The organism is Plantibacter lichenum (assembly GCF_050587525.1).
GTDB lineage: Bacteria > Actinomycetota > Actinomycetes > Actinomycetales > Microbacteriaceae > Plantibacter.
Window position 1 is genome coordinate 127,139 of the sequence record NZ_JBOBFT010000008.1, and the last position, 25,057, is coordinate 152,195.

General features: G+C 67.4%; 31 protein-coding genes and 1 tRNA gene. 24 read left to right on the top strand and 8 right to left on the bottom strand.

Translation table 11 applies throughout. The annotated features are described in order from the left end of the window. The first annotated feature begins 21 nt into the window (after window positions 1-21). Window positions 22-372 (top strand): metallopeptidase family protein, encoded by a 351-nt coding sequence (locus tag ACQ3HB_RS12560; protein WP_430920398.1) that lies wholly within the window; start codon window positions 22-24, stop codon window positions 370-372. Between the two features lie 28 nt (window positions 373-400). Here the strand turns inward: ACQ3HB_RS12560 and ACQ3HB_RS12565 are convergent, their stop codons facing one another. Continuing rightward, window positions 401-3,022, bottom strand: a complete 2,622-nt coding sequence (locus tag ACQ3HB_RS12565) for a LuxR C-terminal-related transcriptional regulator (RefSeq protein WP_430920399.1) — start codon at window positions 3,020-3,022, stop codon at window positions 401-403. Between the two features lie 247 nt (window positions 3,023-3,269). Here ACQ3HB_RS12565 and ACQ3HB_RS12570 point away from each other — a divergent pair, with 247 nt between their 5' ends. Continuing rightward, window positions 3,270-3,743: a nuclear transport factor 2 family protein gene (locus tag ACQ3HB_RS12570; RefSeq protein ID WP_430920400.1), complete on the top strand. Its 474-nt coding sequence runs from the start codon at window positions 3,270-3,272 to the stop codon at window positions 3,741-3,743. Here ACQ3HB_RS12570 and ACQ3HB_RS12575 read toward each other — a convergent pair. After that, on the bottom strand, window positions 3,736-4,320 hold the full coding sequence (locus ACQ3HB_RS12575) for a cysteine hydrolase family protein (protein ID WP_430920401.1): 585 nt from the start codon (window positions 4,318-4,320) through the stop codon (window positions 3,736-3,738). The genes ACQ3HB_RS12570 and ACQ3HB_RS12575 overlap by 8 nt on opposite strands. A gap of 291 nt (window positions 4,321-4,611) precedes the next feature. On the opposite strand from ACQ3HB_RS12575, the gene ACQ3HB_RS12580 reads away from it, so the two are divergent. The 8 genes from ACQ3HB_RS12580 to ACQ3HB_RS12615 all read left to right on the top strand — a co-directional run bounded on the left by ACQ3HB_RS12580 (window position 4,612) and on the right by ACQ3HB_RS12615 (window position 12,042). Continuing rightward, on the top strand, window positions 4,612-7,527 hold the full coding sequence (locus tag ACQ3HB_RS12580; RefSeq protein WP_430920402.1) for a Na+/H+ antiporter subunit A: 2,916 nt from the start codon (window positions 4,612-4,614) through the stop codon (window positions 7,525-7,527). Continuing rightward, complete coding sequence (locus ACQ3HB_RS12585; RefSeq protein WP_430920403.1) at window positions 7,524-8,027, top strand: sodium:proton antiporter; 504 nt, start codon at window positions 7,524-7,526, stop codon at window positions 8,025-8,027. The genes ACQ3HB_RS12580 and ACQ3HB_RS12585 overlap by 4 nt, the downstream gene beginning before the upstream one ends. Continuing rightward, window positions 8,024-9,592 carry a Na+/H+ antiporter subunit D gene (locus ACQ3HB_RS12590; RefSeq protein ID WP_430920404.1) on the top strand — a complete coding sequence of 523 codons (1,569 nt, stop codon included), beginning with the start codon at window positions 8,024-8,026 and terminating at the stop codon, window positions 9,590-9,592. The genes ACQ3HB_RS12585 and ACQ3HB_RS12590 overlap by 4 nt, the downstream gene beginning before the upstream one ends. Next, window positions 9,589-10,191 (top strand): Na+/H+ antiporter subunit E, encoded by a 603-nt coding sequence (locus tag ACQ3HB_RS12595; RefSeq protein WP_430920405.1) that lies wholly within the window; start codon window positions 9,589-9,591, stop codon window positions 10,189-10,191. The genes ACQ3HB_RS12590 and ACQ3HB_RS12595 overlap by 4 nt, the downstream gene beginning before the upstream one ends. After that, window positions 10,191-10,454: an MrpF/PhaF family protein gene (locus ACQ3HB_RS12600; RefSeq protein WP_430920406.1), complete on the top strand. Its 264-nt coding sequence runs from the start codon at window positions 10,191-10,193 to the stop codon at window positions 10,452-10,454. The genes ACQ3HB_RS12595 and ACQ3HB_RS12600 overlap by 1 nt, the downstream gene beginning before the upstream one ends. Further along, window positions 10,451-10,828, top strand: a complete 378-nt coding sequence (gene mnhG, locus ACQ3HB_RS12605) for a monovalent cation/H(+) antiporter subunit G (RefSeq protein ID WP_430920407.1) — start codon at window positions 10,451-10,453, stop codon at window positions 10,826-10,828. The genes ACQ3HB_RS12600 and mnhG overlap by 4 nt, the downstream gene beginning before the upstream one ends. A gap of 76 nt (window positions 10,829-10,904) precedes the next feature. Further along, the gene (locus tag ACQ3HB_RS12610; protein WP_430920408.1) at window positions 10,905-11,231 is read left to right on the top strand and encodes a DUF7882 family protein; all 327 of its coding nucleotides are present in this window, start codon (window positions 10,905-10,907) and stop codon (window positions 11,229-11,231) included. Window positions 11,232-11,340: 109 nt separating this feature from the next. Then, a complete protein-coding gene (locus ACQ3HB_RS12615) occupies window positions 11,341-12,042 on the top strand; it encodes a GAF and ANTAR domain-containing protein (protein WP_430920409.1) in 702 nt (233 codons plus the stop codon). Here ACQ3HB_RS12615 and ACQ3HB_RS12620 read toward each other — a convergent pair. Next, window positions 12,000-12,800 carry a sigma-70 family RNA polymerase sigma factor gene (locus tag ACQ3HB_RS12620; protein ID WP_430920410.1) on the bottom strand — a complete coding sequence of 267 codons (801 nt, stop codon included), beginning with the start codon at window positions 12,798-12,800 and terminating at the stop codon, window positions 12,000-12,002. The genes ACQ3HB_RS12615 and ACQ3HB_RS12620 overlap by 43 nt on opposite strands. Window positions 12,801-12,960: 160 nt before the next feature. Between ACQ3HB_RS12620 and ACQ3HB_RS12625 the strand changes: the two genes are divergently transcribed. After that, entirely contained in the window at window positions 12,961-13,482 is a 522-nt protein-coding gene (locus ACQ3HB_RS12625; RefSeq protein ID WP_430920411.1) for a DUF6328 family protein, read from the top strand. 87 nt (window positions 13,483-13,569) lie between these two features. After that, window positions 13,570-13,734 carry a hypothetical protein gene (locus ACQ3HB_RS12630; RefSeq protein WP_430920412.1) on the top strand — a complete coding sequence of 55 codons (165 nt, stop codon included), beginning with the start codon at window positions 13,570-13,572 and terminating at the stop codon, window positions 13,732-13,734. A 78-nt stretch (window positions 13,735-13,812) separates the two neighbouring features. Here ACQ3HB_RS12630 and ACQ3HB_RS12635 read toward each other — a convergent pair whose 3' ends face one another. Further along, the gene (locus ACQ3HB_RS12635; RefSeq protein WP_430920413.1) at window positions 13,813-14,079 is read right to left on the bottom strand and encodes a DUF7218 family protein; all 267 of its coding nucleotides are present in this window, start codon (window positions 14,077-14,079) and stop codon (window positions 13,813-13,815) included. Window positions 14,080-14,232: 153 nt separating this feature from the next. Between ACQ3HB_RS12635 and ACQ3HB_RS12640 the strand changes: the two genes are divergently transcribed. Next, window positions 14,233-14,589, top strand: coding sequence for a DUF7882 family protein (locus ACQ3HB_RS12640; protein WP_430920414.1), 357 nt, complete (start codon window positions 14,233-14,235; stop codon window positions 14,587-14,589). A gap of 86 nt (window positions 14,590-14,675) precedes the next feature. Here ACQ3HB_RS12640 and ACQ3HB_RS12645 read toward each other — a convergent pair whose 3' ends face one another. The 3 genes from ACQ3HB_RS12645 to ACQ3HB_RS12655 form a co-directional block, all read right to left on the bottom strand. After that, a complete protein-coding gene (locus tag ACQ3HB_RS12645) occupies window positions 14,676-14,894 on the bottom strand; it encodes a hypothetical protein (RefSeq protein WP_430920415.1) in 219 nt (72 codons plus the stop codon). A gap of 149 nt (window positions 14,895-15,043) precedes the next feature. After that, complete coding sequence (locus tag ACQ3HB_RS12650) at window positions 15,044-16,009, bottom strand: DNA topoisomerase IB (protein ID WP_430920416.1); 966 nt, start codon at window positions 16,007-16,009, stop codon at window positions 15,044-15,046. 182 nt (window positions 16,010-16,191) lie between these two features. Then, complete coding sequence (locus ACQ3HB_RS12655; RefSeq protein WP_430920417.1) at window positions 16,192-17,013, bottom strand: inositol monophosphatase family protein; 822 nt, start codon at window positions 17,011-17,013, stop codon at window positions 16,192-16,194. A 106-nt stretch (window positions 17,014-17,119) separates the two neighbouring features. Here ACQ3HB_RS12655 and ACQ3HB_RS12660 point away from each other — a divergent pair. After that, a tRNA-Lys gene (locus tag ACQ3HB_RS12660) sits at window positions 17,120-17,195 on the top strand. On the opposite strand, the gene ACQ3HB_RS12665 is transcribed toward ACQ3HB_RS12660, so the two are convergent. After that, the gene (locus ACQ3HB_RS12665) at window positions 17,158-17,457 is read right to left on the bottom strand and encodes a helix-turn-helix domain-containing protein (RefSeq protein ID WP_430920510.1); all 300 of its coding nucleotides are present in this window, start codon (window positions 17,455-17,457) and stop codon (window positions 17,158-17,160) included. The two genes, ACQ3HB_RS12660 and ACQ3HB_RS12665, sit on opposite strands and share 38 nt — an antisense overlap. A 165-nt stretch (window positions 17,458-17,622) precedes the next feature. On the opposite strand from ACQ3HB_RS12665, the gene ACQ3HB_RS12670 reads away from it, so the two are divergent. From ACQ3HB_RS12670 to ACQ3HB_RS12715, 10 genes are all read left to right on the top strand, one after another. Further along, the gene (locus ACQ3HB_RS12670) at window positions 17,623-18,312 is read left to right on the top strand and encodes a hypothetical protein (protein ID WP_430920418.1); all 690 of its coding nucleotides are present in this window, start codon (window positions 17,623-17,625) and stop codon (window positions 18,310-18,312) included. Then, a complete protein-coding gene (locus tag ACQ3HB_RS12675) occupies window positions 18,309-18,593 on the top strand; it encodes a hypothetical protein (RefSeq protein WP_430920419.1) in 285 nt (94 codons plus the stop codon). The genes ACQ3HB_RS12670 and ACQ3HB_RS12675 overlap by 4 nt, the downstream gene beginning before the upstream one ends. 78 nt (window positions 18,594-18,671) lie before the next feature. Then, a complete protein-coding gene (locus ACQ3HB_RS12680) occupies window positions 18,672-18,884 on the top strand; it encodes a hypothetical protein (RefSeq protein WP_430920420.1) in 213 nt (70 codons plus the stop codon). A 67-nt stretch (window positions 18,885-18,951) separates the two neighbouring features. Beyond that, window positions 18,952-19,260, top strand: a complete 309-nt coding sequence (locus ACQ3HB_RS12685; protein WP_430920421.1) for a hypothetical protein — start codon at window positions 18,952-18,954, stop codon at window positions 19,258-19,260. Next, window positions 19,254-20,939, top strand: coding sequence for a hypothetical protein (locus ACQ3HB_RS12690; RefSeq protein ID WP_430920422.1), 1,686 nt, complete (start codon window positions 19,254-19,256; stop codon window positions 20,937-20,939). Before ACQ3HB_RS12685 ends, ACQ3HB_RS12690 begins: the two co-directional genes overlap by 7 nt. After that, window positions 20,936-21,151 (top strand): hypothetical protein, encoded by a 216-nt coding sequence (locus tag ACQ3HB_RS12695; protein WP_430920423.1) that lies wholly within the window; start codon window positions 20,936-20,938, stop codon window positions 21,149-21,151. Before ACQ3HB_RS12690 ends, ACQ3HB_RS12695 begins: the two co-directional genes overlap by 4 nt. A gap of 95 nt (window positions 21,152-21,246) precedes the next feature. Continuing rightward, a complete protein-coding gene (locus tag ACQ3HB_RS12700) occupies window positions 21,247-22,218 on the top strand; it encodes a hypothetical protein (RefSeq protein WP_430920424.1) in 972 nt (323 codons plus the stop codon). Between the two features lie 2 nt (window positions 22,219-22,220). Then, a complete protein-coding gene (locus ACQ3HB_RS12705; protein ID WP_430920425.1) occupies window positions 22,221-23,969 on the top strand; it encodes a hypothetical protein in 1,749 nt (582 codons plus the stop codon). 66 nt (window positions 23,970-24,035) lie between these two features. After that, window positions 24,036-24,677 carry a hypothetical protein gene (locus ACQ3HB_RS12710; protein ID WP_430920426.1) on the top strand — a complete coding sequence of 214 codons (642 nt, stop codon included), beginning with the start codon at window positions 24,036-24,038 and terminating at the stop codon, window positions 24,675-24,677. After that, on the top strand, window positions 24,674-25,054 hold the full coding sequence (locus tag ACQ3HB_RS12715; RefSeq protein ID WP_430920427.1) for a hypothetical protein: 381 nt from the start codon (window positions 24,674-24,676) through the stop codon (window positions 25,052-25,054). Before ACQ3HB_RS12710 ends, ACQ3HB_RS12715 begins: the two co-directional genes overlap by 4 nt. The last annotated feature ends 3 nt before the right edge of the window (window positions 25,055-25,057 follow it).

Sequence of the window (25,057 nt, forward strand, 5' to 3'; positions counted from 1 at the left end):
CGGCGGTGTCAGGATGGCAGCATGGTCGAGATATCGGACGAGGACTTCGAGCGGATGGTCACCGAGGAGTACGACGCCATCCCCGATTCGATGGTGGGCGAGCTGCAGAACGTCGCGATCCTCGTTGCGAACCAGCCCGCGGGGGAGCGGCCGAGGCTCTACGGGCTCTACAGCGGACATCCGCTGACCTCACGCGGCGTCTACGGATTCGGTGAGCTGCCGGACCGCATCACCCTGTTCAAGAACAACCTGCAGGAGCACAGCGCCGATCTCACCGAATTGCGGGCTCGGGTACGTGTGACGCTCGTCCACGAGATCGGCCACTACTTCGGGCTCGACGACGCGAAGCTTCACGAACTCGGTTGGGCCTGAGCTCGATCGCCCCCGGCCCGACGCATCGTCACGCAGACGCAGGATCGTTCGGCGCCGACCAGCCCTCCGCCTGCAGGGATTCCAGTTCCTGACGGAGCGCGTCACGGCCCGAGACGCCGAGCTTGCGATAGATGTTCGCGAGGTGGTTGTCGACGGTGCGCGCGGACACCCCGAGCCTCGCCGCGATCTCCTTGCTGCGCTCGCGCCCGGCGGCAGCGGTGGCGACCGTCCACTCGCGTGCCGAGAGGGTGAATGCGCTGTCGTCGTGGCGGGCAGGATCGCGGCCGCTCAGGTTGCGTGACCACTCCGACGTCAAGAGCGAGGCTCGTCTGGCGAGGCGATGCCTGCCCGCGGCTCGCGCGAGTCCGGCGGCTTGGCGCGCCGCAGCGGCCGCCCCGGCTGGAAGACCGGCGGTCGCGAGCCGTTCCGCGGCTTCGATGAGCGCGTCGGCGTCCTCGGCGACTGCGGCCTCCGCGTGGGCGAGGAGGATGCCCATGAGCGCGCTGCTCGTCGACGCGGTGATCGTCCGCAGCTGTTCGACGACCGCTTCCGGGTGGCCGAAGAGCACGGCGACGGCCGCCGTGAGCCCGGAGAAGGAGAAGTACTTCGCCTCGATGCCGCGGTCCACGGCGAGGCGGATGTGGTCGACGGCGCCAGCTTCGTCGCCCTCGTGAAGAAGCCTCCACGCCTGCACTTCCGCGATCTGCAGTCGAGTGGCCGCGAAATCACGGGCTTCGGGGTTGAGCCTCGCGAGGATCGCATCCGCTTCGTCGTTGCGTCCCAGCCGGGCCGCCGCCGTCGCGTGCACGGCCACCGCCGCACCGGCCGCGCCGAGGAAGTCCCGCCAGGTGAGCTGCTCGACGGCCTGTCCCGCGAGTTCGAACGCTTCCTGGGTCCGTCCGGCGTGCAGCGTCACGAGCGAGATCCCGTAGTTCCACATGCCGACCGCTTCCGCGAAGCCGTCGCCGCGTTGCCGCTGCGCGAACGCAATGCTCTCGCGGATGTGGCCATCGAGTGATTCGACGAGGAACGTGCCGAAATCGAGGATCGGCCCGCTGTTCCGCTTCATGATGCCGACCGTGGCGGTCTTCGTCCGCGCCGCGGCGATCGCACTCCGCGCCGAAATGAGGTCGCCCGCGAAGATCGCCGCCGTCAGCCGGTACAGCTCGGCGTCCAGGACCGCTGCTGCATCGGCGTCATCGACGATGTGCTGGCGGCTGTGCACGGCGGGGTCGCCGGCCATGAGCCGCCAGTTGGTGATGTTCGAGGCGAGCAGCACCTGCCCGCGTGACGGCGGCAGCGTGTCGAGGACGCGCATGCCGAGCGCGACGGCTTCGACCGGACGTTGCCGGCGCATCGCGATGTGATAGCAGCGGCGGACGGTGACCGCCGCAAGGACGTCCTCGGATTCGGCGGCGTCTGCGGCATCGGCGAAGGCCTCGTCCGCCTCATCCAGCCGCCCGACGGCCGAGAGGGCATCCGCCCGCACGAGGAGGGCGTCGGACGGCACCACCTCGTCATCGTGGGCGGCCCGTTCGACGGCGGCGGTGGAGAGGCGGATGGCGAGGAGATGATCCGCGAGTCCGTGCGCGTACCTGGCCGCCCATGCGAGTTCTGCGGCACTCGGCGGCGTCGGGGTCTCCGCCAGGAGGCAGATGGACGTGAAGCGATGGTCCGTGCGGGTGCCGTTCCGCAACAGCTCGGCGCCTTCGATTCGTCTGGCGTCCCGTTCGACCTCGGACAGCACGCTCAGCAGCGTCTCGGCGAAGAGCGGGTGGGCGAGATAGACCTCCCCGTCGGCGGCACGCGCGATCAGTCCCGCAGCGTCGAGCGTTCCGAGGAGGTCCGGGCGTGGGAGAAGCGCTTCCGGCCACGGCTCGGCGACGGCGATGAGTTCCGCGAGGGCGCGGGCGTCTGGATCGAGTGCTCGGAATCGTCCGGCGATCGAATCCCGGAGGCGTTCGGGCAGGGAGGCTGAGTCGATGACGATGCCGCCGCGCCCTTCGTGGATCACCCCGCTCCGTTTCGCGGCGAGTAGGAGCTCTCGGAGGAAGAGCGGATTCCCGCCAGCGCGTTCGACGAGCGTTCGGAGACTCGAGGGTTCGATGCGCGCTCCGAGGGCGCGCCGGACGAGCGCGCCGGCGGCCTTCGCGGAGAGCCCGGCCTGATCGACGACGTCGATCAGGCCCTCGTCCTGCAAGCGCAGGAGCGGCCCACTGAGCTCGTGCTCTGTCCGGACCGTCATGATGCACGGGATGCGGTACACGCGGATGAGCTGGTACACGGTCGACGCGGAGATGTCGTCGAGCATCGGACCGTCGTCGACCACGAGGACATGCTTGCCCCTCGTCGCGGAGACGAGCGAGAAGAGTCGTTGCAGTCGCTTGTCGGTCGGCTCGTCGACGGGTGCGCCGGTTGCGGCGAGGAGCGGGGCCATGGCACCGAGGGGCACGTCGCGGAGCTCTGGCATCGCAACGATCGAGAGGATCGTGTGGCCGGCCCGCTCCATGCGTGCGGCCACCGCGGCAGCCTGCGTCGACTTGCCGATGCCGCTCGGTCCGCGCAGCAGTTGCACACGCCCACGGCGGGATCCGAGGTGGGCGACGAGCGCGCCGATGCTCGCGTCGTCGAGGACGATCGGCCAGTCCATCCGGGTCTCCATCGCGAGCTGCGGGGCATGGACCACGGAGGGGCCGATGCAGCGGCAGCCGCTCTCACTGCACGCTGGAAAAGTGTACAGGCGGCCCGGAGACCCTCCTCCCCGGCCGATGCGGGATGTTCGGAACGGGGCCGATGGGACGGGCCTCCGACGGACGGATTGAGCCGCCGCTCCGATCGCGGAAGCGGATCGTCCGGGCGCCCTGAACCGTCGTCACCGATGCGCTAACGTCGGCGAAATGAGTTCAGTACTGCCGGCAGATCGCCCCTCCGTCTCCTCCGAGGCCTCTGCCTCGGAACCCCTGCACGCGGAGGTCCTGGCGCTCTTCGATCGGATGTACGGCGGCTATCTCGAAGGCGACTCCGGCCGCATCGATTCGCTGCTCGCCCCCGAGTTCACGATGTTCGACTCTGCAGCTCGTGAGCTCGTCGTCGGCTTCGAGGAACTCGCTTCCCTGCGTGCGGCGCGCGGCCCCCGGAACCCGGACATCGTCGAATCGGCGCTCATCGTCGACGAGCTGCGCGTGTTCGAGCGCGACCAAGACGTCCTCGCGTGCTTCATGCTCGAAGTCCGCATGAGTGATGCCATCGGCACTCCCCTGGAGTCGGAGCGTTCGCGGACGACGGCCTGGTTGGCCAGACGAGGCGGCGCCCTCGTGATCCGCCACCTGCACGAGGACGTCTACCAGGTGGGCGGCGCCCCGATCAGCTGATCGCGGTGATGAACGTGTCGATGTCGGTCACCTGCGCTTGACGTGGGAAGACCTTCTCGGTGAGGACGCGGTGCACTTCGGCGTCGCCGTCGGCGACGCCGTCGTGGAGGACGACGACACGGAAGTCGCGGTCCGCGGCATCGCGCACCGTCGAGAGGACGACGCCGCTCGTCGAGATGCCCGTGAGGATGAGCGTGTCGATTCCCTTCGCCTGGAGCTGTTCGCGGAGGTCGGTGGTGCTGAACGCGCCGACTCGCGACTTGCGCACCACGATCTCACCGTCCGCGGGACTGATGCCCGAGTGGATCGCCGTCCCAGGGTCGCCGTCGGCCAACTGACCCGAAGCGGCGGCGACGCTGAACGCGGGGTTCCTCGACGGGACCCCCGCAACGTCGTCCTCGCTCAGGGCGACGCGGACGTAGGCGACGGTGAGGCCCGCGGACCGTGCGGCGTCGCGCGCTCTGCGGACTTCGGCGACGAAGGCGTCTCCGTCGGGGAGGCGACCCGTGATGGACGGCTGGAGGTCCATGACGAGGAGGGCGGAGGTGGACGGAGTGATGGGGGAGAGCTCGGTCACGGTAGCGGCTTTCTGTCGGGGATCCTGCCCGGCCGGCACACGCTAGCACCCCTCGCTGTCACCGCTTGTCAGGAAATTCCGCACGTCGAGCGCGCTGCGCGGCCGACGGCCAGTATTTCCTGAAAACGGATGATCGATGCCTCACGGGGCATGTGTTTCCGCACCAGGGCGCTCCAGGAGCGGCGGCAGGACGTCCCGAACGGGGGTCGCTGCCGACATCGGGGGAGTTATCCGCCACTCGTCCCTGATAGTCTGGAACTCCAAAGGCCACCGTCCTCCCGGGAGACCTGCATGGCGACAATCCTCATCGTTTTCGCTGCGATCTCCGTCGTCACGCCCTTGCTCACGCGCTGGCTGTCAACGCGAGTTTTCGTCCTCGTAGCACTCATTCCCGCAGCGGCATTCATCTGGACGCTGCTCCAGACCGGCGCCGTGCAGAACGGCGGTGTCGTCGCGGAGACCTTCGAATGGATCCCGCAACTCGGCATCTCGCTGTCGTTCCGCATGGACTCCCTCGCATGGCTCCTGTCACTCGTCGTGACGGGCGTCGGCGCTCTCGTCCTGCTCTACTGCGCACGGTACTTCTCGAAGGACGAGCCGGGGCTCGGCAGATTCGCCTCCTTGCTCCTCGCTTTCGCAGGGACGATGTTCGGTCTCGTGACGGCAGACGACCTCGTCGTCATGTTCATGTTCTGGGAGATCACGAGCGTCCTCTCCTACCTCCTCATCGGTCACTACACGGGCCGCAAGGAGAGCCGAGGCGCCGCGCTCCAAGCGCTCCTGGTCACGACCTTCGGCGGTCTCGTGATGCTCGTGGGCGTCGTGATGATCTCCGTGCAGGCCGGAACGACGTCGATCGCGTCCATCGTCGACCAGGGGTTGACCGGCCCGATGGCGACCACCGCGATCCTCCTCATCCTCGTCGGCGCGATCTCGAAGTCCGCGCTCGTCCCGTTCCACTTCTGGCTGCCGGCCGCGATGGCGGCGCCCACTCCGGTGAGCGCGTACCTCCACGCTGCGGCGATGGTGAAGGCCGGCATCTACCTCGTCGCCCGGTTCGCGCCCGGCTACGCTGACACGCCCGGCTGGACGCCCATGCTCGTGGGACTCGGCGTGCTCACGATGCTCGTGGGCGCGTGGCGATCGCTTCGGCAATACGACCTGAAGCTCATCCTCGCCTACGGCACGGTGAGTCAACTCGGCTTCCTCATGATCATCTCCGGCTACGGGACGCGCGACTCCGCGTTGGCGGCGGTCGCGTTGCTCCTGGCCCACGCCGTCTACAAGGCGACGCTGTTCCTCGTGGTCGGCATCATCGACCACAACGCGGGAACGCGCGACTGGCGGCACCTCTCCGGTGTCGGCAAGCAAGCGCCGTTCCTGGCCGTCGTCGCGGGGATCGCCGTCGCCTCGATGGCAGGACTGCCTCCGCTCTTCGGCTTCGTCGCGAAGGAAGCGGTCTTCACGTCCCTCCTCCAAGATGCGATGCACGGAGCCGTGTGGGGCTGGGTCGCTCTCATCGGCACAGCCGTCGGATCGGTGCTCACGGTCGCGTACAGCGCACGCTTCTTCTGGGGCGCCTTCGCGTCGCGCCGCGGCGCAGAGCCGACGAAGCTCCACAACGATCACCCCGACATCATCGTCGCCCCGGCGATCCTCTCCGCCGTCACGGTCGTCCTCGGCTTCACCGCCGGTCCCGTCGACGCACTGCTCAGCCCCTACGCGGACACACTGGGGGAGGGCCACTACCATCTGGCGCTCTGGCACGGCTTCGAGCCGGCGCTCGGCATCTCCGCGGTCGTCGTCGCCCTCGGCCTCGTGCTGTTCTGGCGGCGCATCCCGGTCGCGCGGTTCCAGGACAGAGTTCCACCGCTCATCGACGCTTCGCGCGGCTACTGGTCGACGATGCAGTTCGTCGACAAGCTCTCGGCGAAGGTCACGCTCTTCGCCCAGCGCGGTGGTCTCGTGCAGTACCTCTCGACGATCCTCGTCGTCTTCGTGCTCACGCTCGGCGCCATCGCCCTCATCGGCCGCGCCTGGCCGACCGAGATCCGCCTGTGGGACTACCCGGCGCAGGTCGCGATCGCGTTCACCATGGCCGCCGCTTCCATCGCCGCGGCCCGCGCGAAGCAGCGGATGACCGCCGTGCTGCTCGTCGGCGTGACGGGCTTCGGCCTCGTGGCGCTCTTCGCCCTGCACGGCGCACCGGACCTCGCGCTGACCCAGGCGCTCGTGGAGACCATCACGGTCGTCGTCTTCGTCCTCGTGCTCCGTCGCCTCCCCACACGCATCGCGCAGCACAACAAGCCCGTCAGGCGCATGCGACGCGCGATCATCGGCGGATTGACCGGTGTCGTCATGGGCGCGATCGGCCTCATCGCATTCGGCGCCCGTCAGGCGGAGAGCATCGCGACCGAACTACCGCGTTTGGCCGTCGAAGAGGGCCACGGAAAGAACATCGTCAACGTCATGCTCGTCGACATCCGCGCCTGGGACACGATGGGGGAGGTCTCGGTACTCGTCGTCGTGGCGACCGGCATCGCGAGCCTCCTGTTCGTCTCGCAGCGCGGTTCCGCGGTTCCGCGACTGCTCGGCGCACGCGGCAGCCGCTCCGCGAAGGCCAGGTCGAAGGTCGTGGCCGACCCGCACATCGGTGAAGAGCGCGAGGCCGTTGGCCGGCACTCCTGGCTCATCGGCGGTCGCGCCATCGCGGAAGCGAACCGCTCGATCCTGCTCGAAGTGCTCGTCCGACTACTCTTCCACCCCGCGATCATCGTGTCGGTCTTCCTGCTCTTCGTCGGCCACAACGAGCCGGGCGGCGGGTTCGCCGGCGGCCTGCTCGCCGGTCTCGCGCTCGTCTTCCGCTATCTGGCCGGTGGACGGTACGAGCTCGGCGAAGCCGTGCCGATCGATGCGGGCAAGGTCCTCGGACTCGGCCTCCTGCTCTCCGTCGGAACCGCAGCTGGCGCGCTCATCTTCGGCGGTGAAGCGCTGCAATCGGCGTACTTCGCGACCGACGTGCCGATTCTCGGACACCTGTCCTTCGGCACCTCCACCATCTTCGACATCGGCGTGTACCTCGTGGTCGTCGGGCTCGCGCTCGACATCCTGCGCAGTCTCGGCGCCGAGGTCGACCGGCAACAGGACGAGGCGGACATCGACGATCAGAGCACCGACGAGTTCACCCCGAGCGAGGTGGAACGATGAGCGCATCCCTCACCCTCGTCCTGCTGATGGCCATCATGTACGGCACGGGCGTCTACGTCATGCTCGAGCGGAGCCTCACACGCTTCCTGATCGGCTTCATCCTCGTCGGCAACGCCACGAACCTCCTCATCCTCATCATGAGCGGGGCGAGCGGAACGGCGCCCATCGTGACGGGGACGGCGTCCGACGATCACATGGTCGACCCGGTGCCCCAGGTCCTCATGCTGACCGCCATCGTCATCAACTTCGGCATCACGGCCTTCATCCTCGCCCTGATCTATCGCACGTGGTGGCTCGCCCAGCTCGGCGATGAAGGCGACACACTCGGCGACGAACACGAGCACGACACCGAGGAGGCCACCGAAGAGGTGTTCCGTCAGGTGGACGTGGACGACGAAGCCATCCAACGCGTCCTCGACCAGAGCAACGAGCACAGTTCCGACGAACGGGACGGATCCACACCGAACGGCACCACCACGGGGAAGGGGAAGGGCGCATGAACGCACTCGTCCCACTCGTCGTGATGATCCCGCTGATCGGTTCAGCGGTCGCGCTCATCTTCGGTCACCGTCGTCGGCTGCAGGTCGCGATCAGCGTCGTGGCCCTCACCTCGGTCACCGTGATCAGCGCGATCCTGCTCGTGATGGTGGACCAGGTCGGCACGTTCGTGGTCCAGCTGGGCGGTTGGTCGCCGCCATGGGGCATCGTCCTCGTCGTGGACCGGCTGTCTGCGATCATGCTGCTCATCTCGGCGCTCATGCTCCTCGGTGTCCTCGTGTTCGCCATCGGTCAGGGCATCGTGGACGGCGACAGCGAGACGCCCGTCTCGATCTTCCACCCCGCGTACCTCGTGCTGGCGGCCGGTCTGTTCGACGCGTTCGTCGCGGGCGACCTGTTCAACATGTACGTCGGCTTCGAGATGCTGCTCGCGGCGAGCTACGTGCTGCTGACCCTCGGCGGCACGGGTGCCCGCATCCGGGCAGGCGTCACATACATCGTCATCAGCCTCATGTCCTCGCTGCTGTTCGTGGCGTCGATCGCGCTCATCTACGGCGCCACGGGCACCGTGACGATCGCGCTCGTGGCCGAACGGGTCAAGGACCTGCCGATGGACGTCCAGGCGATCCTCTGTGCTGCGCTCCTCCTCGGCTTCGCCGTGAAAGCCGCTGTCTTCCCGCTGTCCTTCTGGCTGCCGGACTCCTACCCGACGGCGCCCGCCCCGGTCACGGCCGTGTTCGCCGGCTTGCTCACGAAGGTCGGCGTCTACGCCATCATCCGCACGAACACGCTGCTGTTCGAGGACGCGCCGCTGACGGTCCCCTTAATGGTGATCGCGTTCTTCACCCTGGTGATCGGTATCTTCGGCGCGGTCGCCCAGGCTGACATCAAACGATTGTTGTCCTTCACCCTGGTCAGCCACATTGGCTACATGATCTTCGGCATCGCGATCGGCGGTGTGGCGGGCACCGCAGCGACGGTGTACTACATCGTGCACCACATCGTCGTGCAGACGACCCTGTTCCTCACGACCGGCCTCGTCGAGCGGGTGGGCGGGACCACCTCGATCTCGCGCCTCGGCGGCATCCTGAAGGCTTCGCCGATCGTGGGCGTGCTGTTCTTCATCGGCGCCATGAACCTCGGCGGCATCCCGCCGTTCTCAGGCTTCCTCGGCAAGGTCGCGTTGTTCCAGGCCGGCGTGCAGGAGGGCGACCCGCTCACCTACGTGCTCATCGCAGCCGGTGCCGCGACCTCGCTCCTCACCCTGTACGCACTCGCTCGCGTGTGGAACATGGGCTTCTGGCGCCGCAAGGGCGAGGTGGAGGGCTACGAGTCCCCGCTCCTCGACCAGCTCGCCGAGAGCCCCGAGGACGCCGGAACGGTCGCCACCAAGACGATCTCGCGTCCGATGGTCGGTGCGACGACAGGCATGGTCGTCCTCACCGTCGCACTGACCGTGTTCGCCGGGCCGCTCTTCGCTCTCTCGACCCGTGCGGCGGAAGACATCGTGCATCCGTCCGTCTACATCGACGCCGTGTTCCCCGACGGAACGGAGCACCTCCGATGATGCAACCCACCCGTCGTCGCGCCCTCGTCAGCCAGACGCTGCTGATCGCGGGGCTCGTCCTGCTGTGGTGCCTCCTCTGGGGCACCTTCGACGTCCTGACGTTGCTCACGGGCGTCGTCCTCGCGATCGTCGTCTCGGCGTTCTTCTACCTGCCGGCCGTGGAGCTCAGCGGGCGGATCAACCTCTGGAGGACGCTCGTCTTCTTCGCGAAGCTGCTCCTCGACATCGTGCGGGCCTCGGCGGAGATCGCCTGGCTCGTGCTCAAGCCGAGCTACCGGGCCAGCAACGCGATCATCGGCGTGCGGCTCCGGACGCGTTCCGACCTCATCATGAGCTGGACCGCCGAAGCGGTCTCGATCGTGCCAGGCTCGATCGTCGTCGACATCGACCGCACGAACTCGACCCTCTACCTCCACGCGCTCGACGTGAGCGACGACGCGGACATCGACCGCGTCATCGCGGAGGTCCTCGGAACAGAGCGACGCCTGATCCTCGCGATCGGCTCGCGAGTGGAGGCGGATGCGCTCCGGTCGTCCGCAGACATCAGACGGGCTCCCGTCCAGCCGATCGAGCCGGACCAGACAGGAAAGGAGGCATGATGACGGTCGTCATCATCATCGCCGCGGCGCTCTTCACCGCCGCCGCCCTCGCCGCCGTGTACCGCATCGTGCGCGGGCCGAGTCTGCTGGACCGCGTCATCGCCTCCGACGTGCTCGTCGCCACCGTGATGTGCGCGATCGGCGCGGAGATGGCCATCAACCAGCACACGGACGGCCTGCCCATCCTGCTCGCCCTCGCGATGTTCGCGATCGTCGGTTCGGTGAGCGTCGCCCGGTTCATGTCGAAGCAGGACGACGCATGAACGGCGAGGTGGTCCGCGAGGTCGTGACCGCGATCCTCGTGCTCGTCGGTGCGGTCATGTGCTTCGCCGCGGGAATCGGTCTCCTGCGCTTCCCCGACGTGCTGTCCCGACTCCACGCCGCGACGAAGCCGCAGATCCTCGGCCTCATCGCGATCGTCGCCGACGTTGCGATCTCGAATCTCTCGATCGGCACCGTGACCCTCGCCATCGCGATCATCGTGTTCCAGAGCCTCACGGCGCCCGTGTCCGCGCACATGGTCGCCCGGGCTGCGTACCGGAGCGGCAACCTTGATCCGACGATCCTGATCCGGGACGAGTTGCAGGGCCGAGAACGACAGTCCCGTGCCGATCATCCGGGGCACACGGCAGAATAATCCGTCCCAGTGGTTTACGCCCCGCCTGATCGGGGTACTGGAGGAGTGACGTCACGTCACACCCCGAGGAGACCACATGGGAACACTGAACTACGCCGGATCGATTTTCGAGTTCGATGATCGCGCGCTCGCGCACCTGAAGATCATCATCGCCCAGAAGCTGCGGCGCCGGGAGAGCTTCATGCTGTCGTGGCAGCACCACACGGAGAACGGCGGCGGTCGGAGCTCGATCTGGGTCACCGACGGCGCCCCGATCTACTTCAAGTTCCACGGCAGCAAGTCGGTCTCGCTCAACCGCGAGTGGCTCGATCGGATGATGGCGACGACGCACACGGTGTACGGACTGGTCCTCGACGATCAACCGGAACTCGTCCCGGAAACGCAGCGCCGCGCCGCGGACTGAGCGGTCGTCGGCCCTCGGGGTGGCCGACGAGCAGTACAGTGGCGGCAGGAACAGGACGCGGAACGGCCGATCGGCCCGTCTTTCGCGCGGAGAATGGACAGACGAAGCAATGAATGAAGCGGTAGCGACCTGGATCGCGGACATCGCGCTCGAGCTGCAGGCCGAGCCAGACGTGGATGCGACCGTGCAGGCGGTCGCCGAGTATGCGAAGTCGGCGCTCGAGTGCGACGACGTCGGCATCCTCATGATCACGTCCGGTGTCATCGAGACGGCCGCGGCGACCTCCGATCGAGTGCGGGAGGCCGATGATCTGCAGCGCGAACTGGGAGAGGGGCCGTGCCTCAGCTCGCTCGAATCGCACGAGACGTACATCATCGACGAGATCCTGACGGATCCACGGTGGCCGGTCTGGGGCCCGAAGGTCGCCGCCCTGGGATTCCGCAGCTGCCTGAGCGTGCAGCTGTTCACTCGCGACCGTGGATTCGGCTCGCTCAACCTGTTCTCCGACGAGCCCGCGTTCTTCACCGAGGACGACGAGTCGGTGGGGGAGATCTTCGCCAGGCACGCGTCGGTGGCACTCGCGGCGGCCAGGCAGGAGGACGGCCTCCTCAAGGCGATCGACGGGCGGAAGCTCATCGGGCAGGCTGAGGGCATCCTCATGGAGCGGTTCAACATCGACGCCGATCGTGCGTTCGCCGTGCTGAACCGCTACTCGCAGCACCACAACATGAAGCTGCGGGCCGTTGCCGAGCGCATCGTGACGAACGGTCAGCTGCCCGGCGTCGCCTCGGGGACGGCTGCCGGCTCGTAGCCGTCTGACGAGTCGGCCCCTTCGGACGCTCGGAGGCTGCTGATCGCACGACGCAGGATCCGTGACACGTGCATCTGCGAGATGCCGAGCTCCAGACCGATCTCGGCCTGGGTGTAGTCGAGTCCGTACCGGAGGACGAGCACTCGCCGATCGCGCAGCGGGAGTCCGCGGCTCGCGCGAGCGATCGTCGCGCGTGCCTCCGCGCGGGCGAACCCTGCTTCGATCGATGCGATCGTCTCGTGCAACGGCACCGGTTGTTCGGCTCCGACATCGGCGTCGAGCGAGAACGGATGGAACGCATTCGATGCGGCGACGGCCTCGCGCACATCGGCTGCAGAGCGACCGATGGCACCGGCCAAGTCTCGGGCGGACGGCTCGTGGCCGAGCGACTGCATGAGGGTCGGTCGGATGACGGTGACGGTGGAGTGCAGCTCCTGGACCGCGCGAGGTGGACGCACCATCCAGGCGTGGTCGCGGAGGGAGCGCTTGACGGCGCCGGAGATCGTGGGCGAAGCGTACGCCGCGAACTCGTGGCCGGCCGCCGGGTCGAAGCGGTGCGATGCGTTCACCAGGGCCAGGTAGGCGACCTGACGGAGATCCAGCCAGTCGGTCGATGCCCCGCTGAAGCGGTGGGCGACGGCCTCCGCGAGGCCCAGATGCGCGAGGACGAGACGGTGCCGATCGTCATCGGTGAGCTGCGCGAGCGTGCCCGTACGGGAGTCGTAGGGCGCGGCGGGGACGGCGTCGAGTGCGGGCATGGTGAAACCTCGTCCTGAGAAGGAAGAGGTGGCACACTGCTTGACCACCGATTGATCCCTTTAGGATTATCAGCCGGAGGGTCTTTGCACAAGTCGACACTGCGGAGTCACAGGGTCTCCAGGACGTGTGCGCAGATGATCCGGCCGCTACGATCCGTGCATGGACACTTCCAAGGCCTCGGCGGACATCGACGCCGTTCCGGGCGACGGGCGGGACGAAACCGCCAACGAGCGCCTCGACCGCAACTGGAACGAGCTCCTGCAGGAACTCCGCGTCACCCAGACCGGCACGCAGATCCTCACCGGGTTTCTGCTCGCCCTCGCCTTCCAGCCGGCGTTCGGTGATCTCGATGGCGTGCAGATCGGCGTCTACCTCACCCTCGTCGTCCTCGCCGCGCTCAGCACGGTCCTCGGCCTCGCCCCGGTGAGCCTCCACCGCCTGCTGTTCCACCGTGGGCTCAAGCGTCGCATCGTCCGGTTCGGCAGCATCGTGCTGCGCTTCACCCTCACGGTGATCTCGCTCCTCCTCATCGGCGTCGTCTTCTTCGTGTTCGACGTCGTCACGAATCGCACGGACGCGACCATCGCGGGAGCCGCCCTGGCCGTGGTCGTCGCCGTCGTGTGGCTCGTGATACCGCTCGTGATGCGCCGATCGATCGATCACGGCTCGGATCGCGCCTGATCCCACGCGGCGGGAGCGCTTGTCAAGCCCCTGGGTCGAACGCCTCGACCCCAATACGGTGGAGTCAGTTCTGCGAAAGGAGCTGTTATGAATATTCTTCTGCTCGTCGTCATCATCGTGGCGATCGTTCTGGCCATCACCGGTGGATTCGTCCAATCCCTGAACTTCTTGATCTGGGTGGGCCTCATCCTCGCAGCCATTGCGATCATCGCATTCCTGATCAGGACGATCACCGGGCGCAAAAGCGTCTGACGGTTGACCGTTGCACGAACGGCCGGGGCTCATCGCCCCGGCCGTTCGTGCGTTCACGGGCGGATCGCCGTCGCAGGATCAGTGGTCGCGCAGCATCGACACGAGGTCGCTCTTCTTCTTGTCGGAGTACCCGGACATGCCCAATTCCTTCGCCCGTTTGCGGAGGTCCGGGACGGTCCAGTCCTCGTACGATCCGGATTCACCGCCCGATCGGCCGACTGCGGACCGACCCTTCTTGGCGGCCGCGTTGGAGATGCGCGCCGACTTTTCCTTGGAATTTCCGTCCTTCCGGAGCTCCTCGTAGAGCTCCGGGTCCTTCAGCCGTGAGTTCTTCCCTGCTGGCATCGTGATCTCCTTTCACCGTCACCGTAGGAAGACGGTCGGAGCCCCTTCAAGGGATTGACCGTTTCGACGGGCTGTGCGTTCGTCGTCGCATCGCCCCGACTCGTGCGGGCGAAACGTGCGGATGAACCGTTCGGGAACCGGCATGATGGTGCCATGGGTTATCTCGTCTACGGCGCCGGCGCGGAATACGAAATCGAAGACCGTGCGCTCGCGCACCTCAAAGTGGTCATCGGATCGAAGCTGCGCCGTCAAGAGGGCTTCTTCATGAGCTGGGTCAACGAGCCCGATCAGGGGTCCGGGCGCGTGTCGATCTGGCTCTCGCCGAGCATTCCTCTGCAGTTCCGGTTCTTCGGCAGCCGCGCACCTGAGCTCAACCGCGCCTGGCTCGAAGTCCTCGCGGACACCTCGCACACGCCGCGCGGTCTGCAGCTCATCCCGGAGGCAGACATCGAGCAGTACCGGACCGAGTCCGACGCCAGGCGGGACGCGGGGACGCCTGCTCCAGAGTGAGCAACCCCGCGGGTGTCGTCGAGACGCCCCACGATCGTGCCGGGTGAGCCGCTCAGCCGGGTGAGTCGGTCAATCGGGTGAGTCAGTCAGTCGGGGGAGTCAGTCGAGATCGGGGTGTCCGGATCGACGCTGGCCGGGTCGGACGGATCGTCCTGCTTCGTCGAATCCCGCGAGGCGTCGGCATCCGGTCCCGTGGTCGGCATGGGGTCGTCCCCGTACTCGTCGAGGACCTCGGAACTGCGTTGCGCGCCGGTCGTCCCGTCCTCGTCGTGGTGAATCCGTCCGTCGTCGCCGGTCGTCGTCATCGTTGGCCTTCCGTCGTGCGAGTCGAGTGTGCGGGCCCAGGGGCCGCGCACCGGTCGTCATTCGTGTTCCACGGTAGGTCGATACGCGGATCCTCGTCAGGGGGTTGACGCCGGAGCCGGTGTCCTCGAAACGTGCGCGCGGAGGCGCGTCAGGCGAGCATGACCCGGAGCGCCGTCTCCGGTGATCCGCGCCCCTCGAGCAGAATCGTCTCTCCGGCACGGTAGCGGTCGACGACGCGAGGGTCCACATAGCTCTGCTTCGCGATCGTCGGGGTGTTCCCGAGCACCTCCGCGGCATCCCGCATCGCCTGCGCGAGCGCTTTCGTGCGCCCGGTCTCCGTCCGCTCCGGCCCGTGCTTCGCCAGGCTGACTGCGGCCGTCACGGTGCCGTGGAGTGTGCGGAAGTCCTTCGCCGTGAACGCACCGCCCGTCCGTTCACGCACGTACTCGTTGATCTGGGAGGCGGCGACGGGATGCCACGTCCCGTCATCGCTCCACGCGAGGAGCCTCGCGTTCGCGCCGCGTCGTTTGAGCGAGCGGATCACGCGCGCGAGATCGGGATCGGTGATGTCGGATTCCCACGGCTGTCCGCTCTTCGCCGGGAAGGCGAGCGAGACCGTGTCACCGTGCACCGTCGCGTGCGAACAGAGGAGCGTGGAGAGGCCGTGGCTCCCGTTCGATTCCGCGTACTGTTCGCCGCCGACCCGGAGCGACCCCGTGTCGAGCATGCGGAACCCTGCCGCCAGTGCGCGATCGAGGGTCGGGCCGTCATCGCGGAGGTCGCGTGTGACCCGTCCGCGAGCCGAAGGGAGCGCCTCGGCGAGGGCGAGTGCCCGATCGAACTTCGTCCGATCCTGTCGCTCCCGCCAGGACGGGTGGTAGAGGTACTGGCGACGGCCGGCCGCATCGACGCCCGTCGCCTGGATGTGACCGTTGGCGTGCGGGGTGATCCAGACGTCCGTCCACGCCGGAGGGATCACGAGTGCCTCGATGCGAGCGCGGATCTCCGGGTCCTTCAGGAGGGCACCGTCGGGCGTCCGGTAGCTGAAGCCTTTGCCGGAGCGCACCCGACGGAGTCCGCTCGTGTTCGGATCGCTGCGGCGGAGCCTCACCATGTCGGAGCCGATGCAGGGGAGTCGCTGGTGGGGTGCTGCTGGCGCTGATCGTTCACGGGATCAGCGTACGACCGCCGCCGTACGCGTTGCGGGGGCTTGTGCGGGTCGTGGGTGCGTGTCAGCCGCTCCGTGCTGGCTGTGTGCTCCGGGCAGGCAGTTCGCTCCGAGCTGACTGGTCCAGGTCAGACGGCCGGCACCTGTCCGGGGCCGCCGGCGACTCGTGCGAGGTACTGCGCGTGCAGGCGTCCGTTCGTCGCGAGCACGCTGCGGGTGGCGATCGAGTCGTCGCCGTCGATGTCCGTGATGCGACCGCCCGCCTCCTCGACGATCGGCACGTGGGCGCCCAGGTCGTACTCCTTGACGTCGAACTCCGCCACGGCGTCGATGGAGCCCTCGGCGAGCAGCATGTAGGACCACATGTCACCGTAGGCGCGATCGCGCCACACGGCCCGACTGAGGGCCAGCAGCTGGTCCAAACGGCCTGCGTCCTCCCACTGCTCGATGCTCTGGAAGCTGAACGACGAATCGGCGAGATCCTCGACCTGCGAGACGGCGAGTCTGCGCGGCGCGGTCTCATCGGCTCGCTGCCCCCATGCGCCGGACCCGGTCGCCGCCCACCAGCGTGAACGCATCGCCGGCGCGCTGACGACGCCGACGACGGGTTTGCCGTCGACCGCGAGGCTGATGAGGGTCGCCCAGTTGGCGACGCCGCGCAGGAAGTTTGCGGTCCCGTCGATCGGGTCGATGATCCACTGCCGCGTCGACGTGCCGCTCGTGCCGAACTCCTCGCCGAGGATGCCGTCCTCGGGGCGCTCCGCTTCGAGGAGGTCACGGATCGCCCGTTCGACGGCGAGGTCCGCGTCCGTCACGAAGCTGCGGTCGGGTTTGGTCGACACGTCGAGGTCGAGTGCGTCGAACCGGGCCGACGAGATGGTGTCGGCGAGGTCGGCGAGGCGGAGGGCGAGGGCGAGATCGTCCGCGTGTGCGGCAGGCTGAGTGGTCACGAGACCAGCCTAGATGGGGTCCGAATCCGACGCTCGGTGCGCTCGATTCGCACTCGACAGAAATCGCTGATAGAGTCTCATCTCGGTTCGGAACACTCCGAAACACGCACCTCTAGCTCAATCGGCAGAGCAACTGACTCTTAATCAGTGGGTTCCGGGTTCAAGTCCCGGGGGGTGCACCACAACAGGAACGGCCTCGTCTTCGGACGGGGCCGTTTTTGGTTTAACGCCTTCTGCGAGCCATTCGAGCGGAGCGCCGGTGACGCGCGACCATGCGACGAAAACACTGACCGTCGGCTCGTTCCGGCCGGTCTCGTAGTTGCTGATAGAAGTCCGCGAAGCGCCGATCCTCGCGGCAAGTTCGGCTTGCTCTAGGCCGGCCAGCAGACGTGCTTTCTTCAGCCTGTCTGAGAGCGTCCACGTTGGATTGTCAATCATCGTCATGCGATCAGAATACACATCCGGTGTCCAATATCGCGACACGCCGCACTCAATCCTGAATCATGGATAGCATGCGTCCATCGTGGTGCTCATGTCCAAAATCGACGCACGCGACGCGATCGTATGAGCCGACCCACGAACACGGGCGGCGTTCTAGTACGTCACCCTATGAGCTTCGAGACGCACTTCACGCAGATCCCGAACGCGTATCTGCGTACCCGTGACCTGAGCTACAAGGCTGCCGGCGTGCTCGCGCACCTGATGTCTCATGCCCCCGGCACCGAGGTGTCGCTGAAGACGCTTGCCGGCGACTCGTCAGACCCGAAGGATCAGCGCGAGGGTATCGCGGCCGTCCGCACAGCGGTCGAAGAGTTGGAGCGCCACGGCTACCTCGTGCGCCAGAACGAGCGCGGGGACAAGGGCACCTACGGGACCAAGTGGCACCTGACGGAGCCGGGGACGCCGCTGCCCGGCATGGACGATTTCACCGCGTTCGATAATCGCACGCGGTCGTCAACCGCATTCGATAATCGCACGAACACCGCATTCGATAATCGCACGCATAAAGAACACTACTTAAGAACACCTTCTAAGACTTCCCAAGGTAAGTCACGACCGCGCACGGAGGAATCGGAGCGGCAGAGCCGCACGACCTCTGGCGACGGCTTCGCCCTCGCGGCCTCGGTCGAGCGCATGAACGCTCCCGACGCGGCTGTCTGCCCGAACGCCAAGGGTCGACGTCCCCACACGCCTGAACCGTCCAACCCTCGCTACTGCCGCGATTGCGGAGCACGAACGCCCGACGACGTGCTGTTGCCGCCGCAGATCGTGAACACCACCACAGGAGAAGTGCTATGACCGCAAAGACCACCACTGACGTCATCCGCGACGCGCTCTATCGTCCGCGCTGGACCGTGCGCCGTGCCGGCTCGCACCGCATCGGCACGTTCGGACGCGGCTGGTACGCCGAGTACGGCAACGCCCACAGTGGCCCCGAGTTCGGCGCGTGGCTGCCGACCTGGCACGAGGCCATGCGCTTCGTGGCCGGCCAGATCGAGCAGCACCAGCGGCGGATGGACGAGGTGCACGCGTCTCGTGCCGTCCGACGTTCCGCCTCGATCACCGAAGAGCAGCGATGACGCCGGACCAGGTGCCGCCCTACCTGGCCGTGCCGCTCGCGCTGATCCTGTGGCTGACGTGGCTGCTAGTGTGCGTCCATGAACGTCGCACGCCTCGTCTCCGCCTCCGCTCTGGCTCTGCTGCTGCTCGTGTCCACGTCAGCGTGCGCCGCGCAGCACGCCACCGTCGAGGACTGCGTGACGACCTACGTCGCGAAGGGCAAGCCGGCGGACGTGTCGCTGACGGTGTGCGAGCGGCTCGTGGACTCTCAGACCACGGAGGACTTCGACAGGCTCTTCCTGCCGAAGTAGCTGGCACCTGCCGGCACCTCTCGCGCCTTGATCGGCTCGACGGCCTGACCTGCCCGTGGTGCCGCGCATGAGCGGTAACCACAGCCGGAAGGGCGTAGCTGGCAAGCTCGTCAAGTTCCGCAAGCAGATCGCGCCCACGCTGCCCGCCCCGTGCGTCCAGCTCGTGTGCCAGCTCGGCGGCACGGTCTACCCGGAGCAGTCGTGGGATGTCTGCCATCTGCCCGGCCGTGACGCCTACCTCGACCCTGACGCACCGCTGACCCGCAACGACGTTGGCCCCGGCCACTCGAAGTGCAACCGCAGCGACGGCGGCAAGGTCGGCGCTGCCCTGACGAACGGCAAGCGTCGCGCTCGGAAGCAGATGCGCGCATGGTGACGCCGAAGAAGAGCGATCGCATCCCGACGCAAACCGCGAGCCTTTTTGACATAGCAGAACAACCCCCGCTTGCCGTCTCGCAAACTTTCTTTCACAGTGGGGCACCGGCGAAGCCGGGACCCACCGTGATGCGAGTGAGCACCGACGCGGACGGCACTTTCCGCACGAAGCGCCGCGAGGGCGTGCCGGCCCTCCACATCTCAGCGTTCGATAACGCCGAGACGTGGGAGCACGAGTTCCTGGCCGGCTGTGAGCTGCTGGGATTCGAGCCGACGCCGCAGCAATGGAAGATCGCGGATGCGATCGACGCGTGCCGGCCCGGCGTCCTCGATGACGAGGGCAACGTCATCACTCCCGGCAAGCCGCTGAACAGCACGATCGGCGTGTGCGTCCCGAGGCGCGCCGGCAAGACGACGGCGCTGCTCGCGATCGCGTTGGGCCGCTGCAAGATGCGCTCAAACTACGTGGTCCTGTTCACCGCGCAGTCGGGCACGAAGGCCCGTGACCGGTTCCTCGCGATGGCGCGCAAGCTCGCGTCGCTCTGGCCGAACGAGTACGAGCGCGGGTTCAAGATCCTGAAGGGCGCAGGCCACCAGGTCATCGAATTCAACAACGGCAGCATGCTTCAAGTGGTGCCGCCGAAGGAAGAGAGCTTCCGAGGCGACGAGGGCGACCTCATCATTCTCGATGAGGCGCAGGAGCACGACGCCGAGGTGTCCGAAGCGCTCGAAGCCGGTGTGCTTCCCGTCATGGACACGCGCCCCGGCGCGCAGCTCATCGTCGCCGGCACCGCAGGTCAGCACCGATCCGGCCTGTTCTGGAACACGCTGGAAGCCGGCCGCCGGGGAGCCAAGCGCACCGGCATCGTGGAGTTCGCAGCGCCGGCCAACACCGAGGCCGTGGACCTCCTGGACGGACGAGGCGAGAAGTCTTGGACCCTCGCCCGTGCGATCGTTCTGGCGGCGCACCCTGGCATCGGCACGCTCACCGACGAAGAGACGATCGAAGAGCGATTCGAGAAGCTGGCCCTGCCGAAGTTCATGCGCGAGTACCTAGGCATCTGGCCCGAGGACTTCAGCCGAGGCGCGATCGACATGACGAAGTGGCGCGACGGCGCGATGCCCGACTGGCCCGTGAAGCCCGACGCATTCGCGTTCGGAATCGACGTGGACCCCGGCGGCGCAGCGGCCGCGATCGTCGCAGCATGGCGACAGGACGGCTTGACCTACGTCGAGCTGGTCGACCACCGACCCGGCACGGACTGGCTCGTGGGCCGCTGCGTCGAGCTGTCCGGCCGCTACCGGTCGCTGATCGGACACGACACCGTGGGCGCCGTGCTGGTCGAGGCCGAGGCAATGGCCAAGCGCCGGCCGGCCCCGCGCCGCAAGCCGATCCAGTACAAGGATGTTGCCGCCATGTGCGCCACGTTAATGAAGGAGCTGGACGGCGGACGGCTCCGCCACTCCGATCAGGCCGGCCTCAACGTCGCCGCCGAGGGCGTCGTGAAGCGCTCACTGGGCGACAACGGATGGGCGTGGGGACGCCGGCAATCCAGCGGCGTGGACATCACACCGCTCGTAGCCGCGACGATCGCGCTCCGCACCTTCGACACCACCGAACAACGCGGCTCCCGCCGCATCCGCTCGTCCGCGTCACTCGCCAGGAAGGCCAACGCATGACCATCAAACTCGACCCGTCGCCGTCGCAAACAGTCGTGATCTTGTGCACCGAATGTGACTTCTGGTCGGCCGTCCGCTTCGGCTACGAAGAGGCCCACCGGTGCGCCGCTGACCACGAACGGCAGCAGCATCCTGGGGTCACTCAAGCGCGCGATGCAGCGGCGAAGTATCGGTCACGCCACGCCGACGATTCGTCGATTGTCCGGGGGTAGTCCACATAGTTTCCCGTGTGGGAATCAGGGAAGCAATCAATCGCATCTGGGGCGCTCAGCCCGTCGCCGGCGACCGCTCACGGGGTCGCCGGCGAATGCGTTCTCAGTGGGCGCAAGGACAGCTCAACAGCATCCTGGCGGCCGAGTTCATGGGCCAGGGCGCGGCGCTGCTCACCCGCGCCGAGGCCATGACGATCCCGTCCGTTGCCAAGGCCCGCGCGATCCTCTGCGGACAGATCGCCCCGGCCCCGCTCGTCGCTCTGGACGAAGCCGGCAAGCTCGACACCCAGCCCGCCTGGCTGTACCGCACGAACGGGGCGATGACGCCCCACCACCGCATGATCTGGACCATTGACGACTGCCTCTTCGACGGCTGGTCGCTCTGGGGCACGCCGCGCAACAGCGCCGGCGACATCGAGTCGGCCGAACGTATCCCCACCGAGTGGTGGCATTTCGACGCTGACGGCAGCATCATCGTCAACGATGAGCCGGTGGAGAACCCGGATGAGGTCATCCTGTTCCCCGGCCCGTCGGAAGGCTTCCTCGAATACGCCACCCGCAGCCTTCGCGGCGCGATCGCCCTTGAAGAGGCGTTCGTGCGTCGCGCGTCCAACCCGATCCCCGTGACCGAGCTGCACGAGTCCTCCGAAGGCGCGTACACGGATGACGAGATTGACGAGCTGATCGCGGACTACATCGCCTCCCGCGAAGACCCCAAGGGCGTTGTGACGTTCACGCCGCACAACATCGAGTTGAAGATCCACGGTGACCGGGCCACTGACCTCGCGATCGATGCCCGCAACTTCGCCAAGATCGACACCGCCAACTTCACCAACCTCCCGGCGGCCGCGCTCGACGGCTCCCTGTCCACCGCGTCGCTCACGTACTCGACGCAAGAGGACAGCCGCAACGAGCTTGCCGACATCTCACTGTCCTACTGGGCCGACCCGATCGCCGCGCGCCTCTCGCAGGACGACGTAGTGCCCGAAGGTCAGCGCGTCCGCTTCGACTTCAGCGACCTCCGCAGCACCAAGCCAAGCCCAACCGGACCCGTCACGAAGGACTGACCATGACAGACGCACACATCTACGCCGGCACGCTGCTCGCGACCGCCGACGACCGCACCTACGACGCCCTGCTCGTGCCCTATGGCGAGCAGTGCAGCTCCAACCTGGGGCGCTTCGCTGTGGACACCGGCGCGTTTACGATCCCCACCGACCCGCGCGGCTCCGTCTTCAACACCGACCACGAGCGCGAGCACGTGAACGGCGAAGTGGTGTCCTACCGCGAGACGCCGCAGGGCGTCCGTGCGTCGGTGTACTTCGCCAAGACAGACCAGGGCGACACCGCGCTCCGGGACGTGCTGACGGGCAAGCGCCGCGCGATCAGCGCCGAGGTTGCCGACGTCGTGATCCGAGCCGGCCGTGCCGTGTCCGGACGCATCTTTGGTGCCGCTCTCGTCCGCGAGGGCGCGTTCCCGTCCGCCACGCTGCTCGCCGCAGCCGTGGACATCGGAGAAGAGCCGGCCGAGGACACCGCCGGCGACGCCGTGACCACGACCGAGCACAACGAAACGGAGTACGTGGACGAGCAGGGCGTCACCTGGCGTCGCGTCGAGGACACCGAGACGACCACCGAAGCCGACAAGACCACCACCACGACGACCGTCGTGGAGGAAACCGAAGACCCGGACGCTGAGCCGGACCCCGAAGAAGAGGAAGAGAACGTGACCGGAGCAACGGCACCCGCAACCCTGACCGCCCGCAAGACCAAGACCGCGCCGGCACGCGCTGCCGTCGCACCCAGCTTCCGCCAGATCATGCGTGACCTGAACGCGATCAAGCAGGGCACCGCAGACAGCACCCTGTTCGCTCGCATCGCGAAGAACGCCGGCCCGAGCCGGCACACGCTCTTCGCATCGCTCGACGCCGTGGCCTACAGCAACCCCGAGGGCACGGCCATCGGTGACGTCATCGCGCCCTTCCCGCAGTGGCTCGGCGAACTGTGGGACGGCCTCGCCTATGAGCGCGACGTCATCGACGTCATCACCACGGACTCGCTCACCGCCCGCACGATCGCCGGGTGGCGCTGGGAGACGAAGCCCAAGGGCGGCCCGTACGCGGGCAACAGCACGGCCGTGGCGTCCAACACGCCGAAGATGGTCCCGTACCAGATCGAGGCCGCCTACTGGGCCGGCGCGCACAAGCACGCCAACGAGTTCAAGCACTTCCCGTCGGCCGAGTACTGGGAGAGCTACTACAAGGCCATGCGTGAGGACTACGCCGAGTGGTCCAACGAGACGGCCTTCGGTGAGCTGAAGTCGCACGCCACGGCCGCGACCCCGGATGCTGTGCCGGCCGGCCTGGCCAAGGGGCTGTCCTACCTCGTGGACGCGGCCGCCGAGGTCACCTCTGCCCGCGCGATCCCGTCGTTCGCGTTCGTCGAGACGGCGCTGTACAAGGCGATCCTGAAGACGACGAACAACAACGTGCTGGGCTACCTGGACGCCGCACTCGGCTTCACCGAGGGCACGCTCGGCAACAACGGATTCCGTCTGAAGCCGCGCAGCAGCCACCTGGTCTACGACCCCGCGAACCCCGAGGCCGAACCGACCGAAGTCCCGTTCAAGGGCGTGCTGGCCGGCGCTGGCCAGGCGGCCACGTTCCACGAGCTGCCCGGCGTCCCGATCCGCGTCGAGGCCGAGGACGTCGCCCACGGCTCCACCGACACCGGCCTGTTCGGCTACGCCGGCACCGTGATCCACAAGGCCAAGGCGCTCGTGCACGTTCAGCCGGCCGCCGGCGGCTCCGGCAGCTAGTCCCGAGCTGGCCCGGCCTGCACACCCGGCCGGGCCAGCTCCCCACCCTCCACCGAAAGGCACCCCGTGGCAGTCTCACCCGTCGCTCAGGACGTCGGCCCCTACTGGGTCGGAGACGTCCCCATGCGCCCGATCCCTGTCGAGTTCGTGGACGAGTACAACGAACTGACCGACCCGCCCGCAGAGGCGCTCACGGCTGAGCTGAGAGACGCGCAGCGCGGCATCGTCGCACAGCTCATGGTCGAGCGCACGCCAGGCACCGACGGTGAGCCTGAAGAGGTCGTCATCAAGTGGACGGGCACGCCGGCCTTCGCGACGCCGGGAGTCTGGTCGATCCTCATGCGCGCCGGCGGCGACCGGCTCCGGCCGCTCCGGTTCGTCGTGGAGCACGAGGACGGGTGGGTGTCGATCGAGCAGGCCCGAGAGGACTGGACCGACGCCCCGTCGTCCGACGCGCAAGTGTTCGTGCTGCTCGAATCCGCGAAGCTCTCGTGCATCCCCTACGCGCCGGCCCTGCCGGCAGGCGCACCCGTGCCGGCGAACTACGTGCAAGCGCAGCTCATGCATGCCCGCAACATCTGGAACAGCACCCGCAGCGACCCCGGCGACCAGATCGGCACCGACGGGTTCGCCGTCCGCGTGTACGAGCTGGACCGGCCCGTGAAGGGGCTGCTCCGGCCGACCCGAGGAAAGCCGCGCATCCGATGAACAACCGCAAGCTGATCGCCGCCGAGCTGCACAAGGCCGGCCTGCCGAAGCGCTACAAGATCGTGGACAACCCCCGCAGCATCGACGCGCTCGAACGCGGCCGGCCGGTCGTGCAGCTCATCCAGACGACCGTGAGCCACGCCCCGAACGCGCAGGGAAGCTACCTGTGCAAGTTCGCAATCTGGGTGATCGAGCCAAAGCTGATCGACCCCGAAGACGACCTCGATGCCGCACTGGCCGAGGTCATCACCGCGCTCGATCAGCTCGCGTTCCTGAGCTGGGAAACCGCCGAGCGCTCCACCTACGGAGGCGGCCCGGAAACCACGGGCAACCCCGCCTACCGCATCGACGCCACCGTCATCGCAACGAAGGAGTAACAC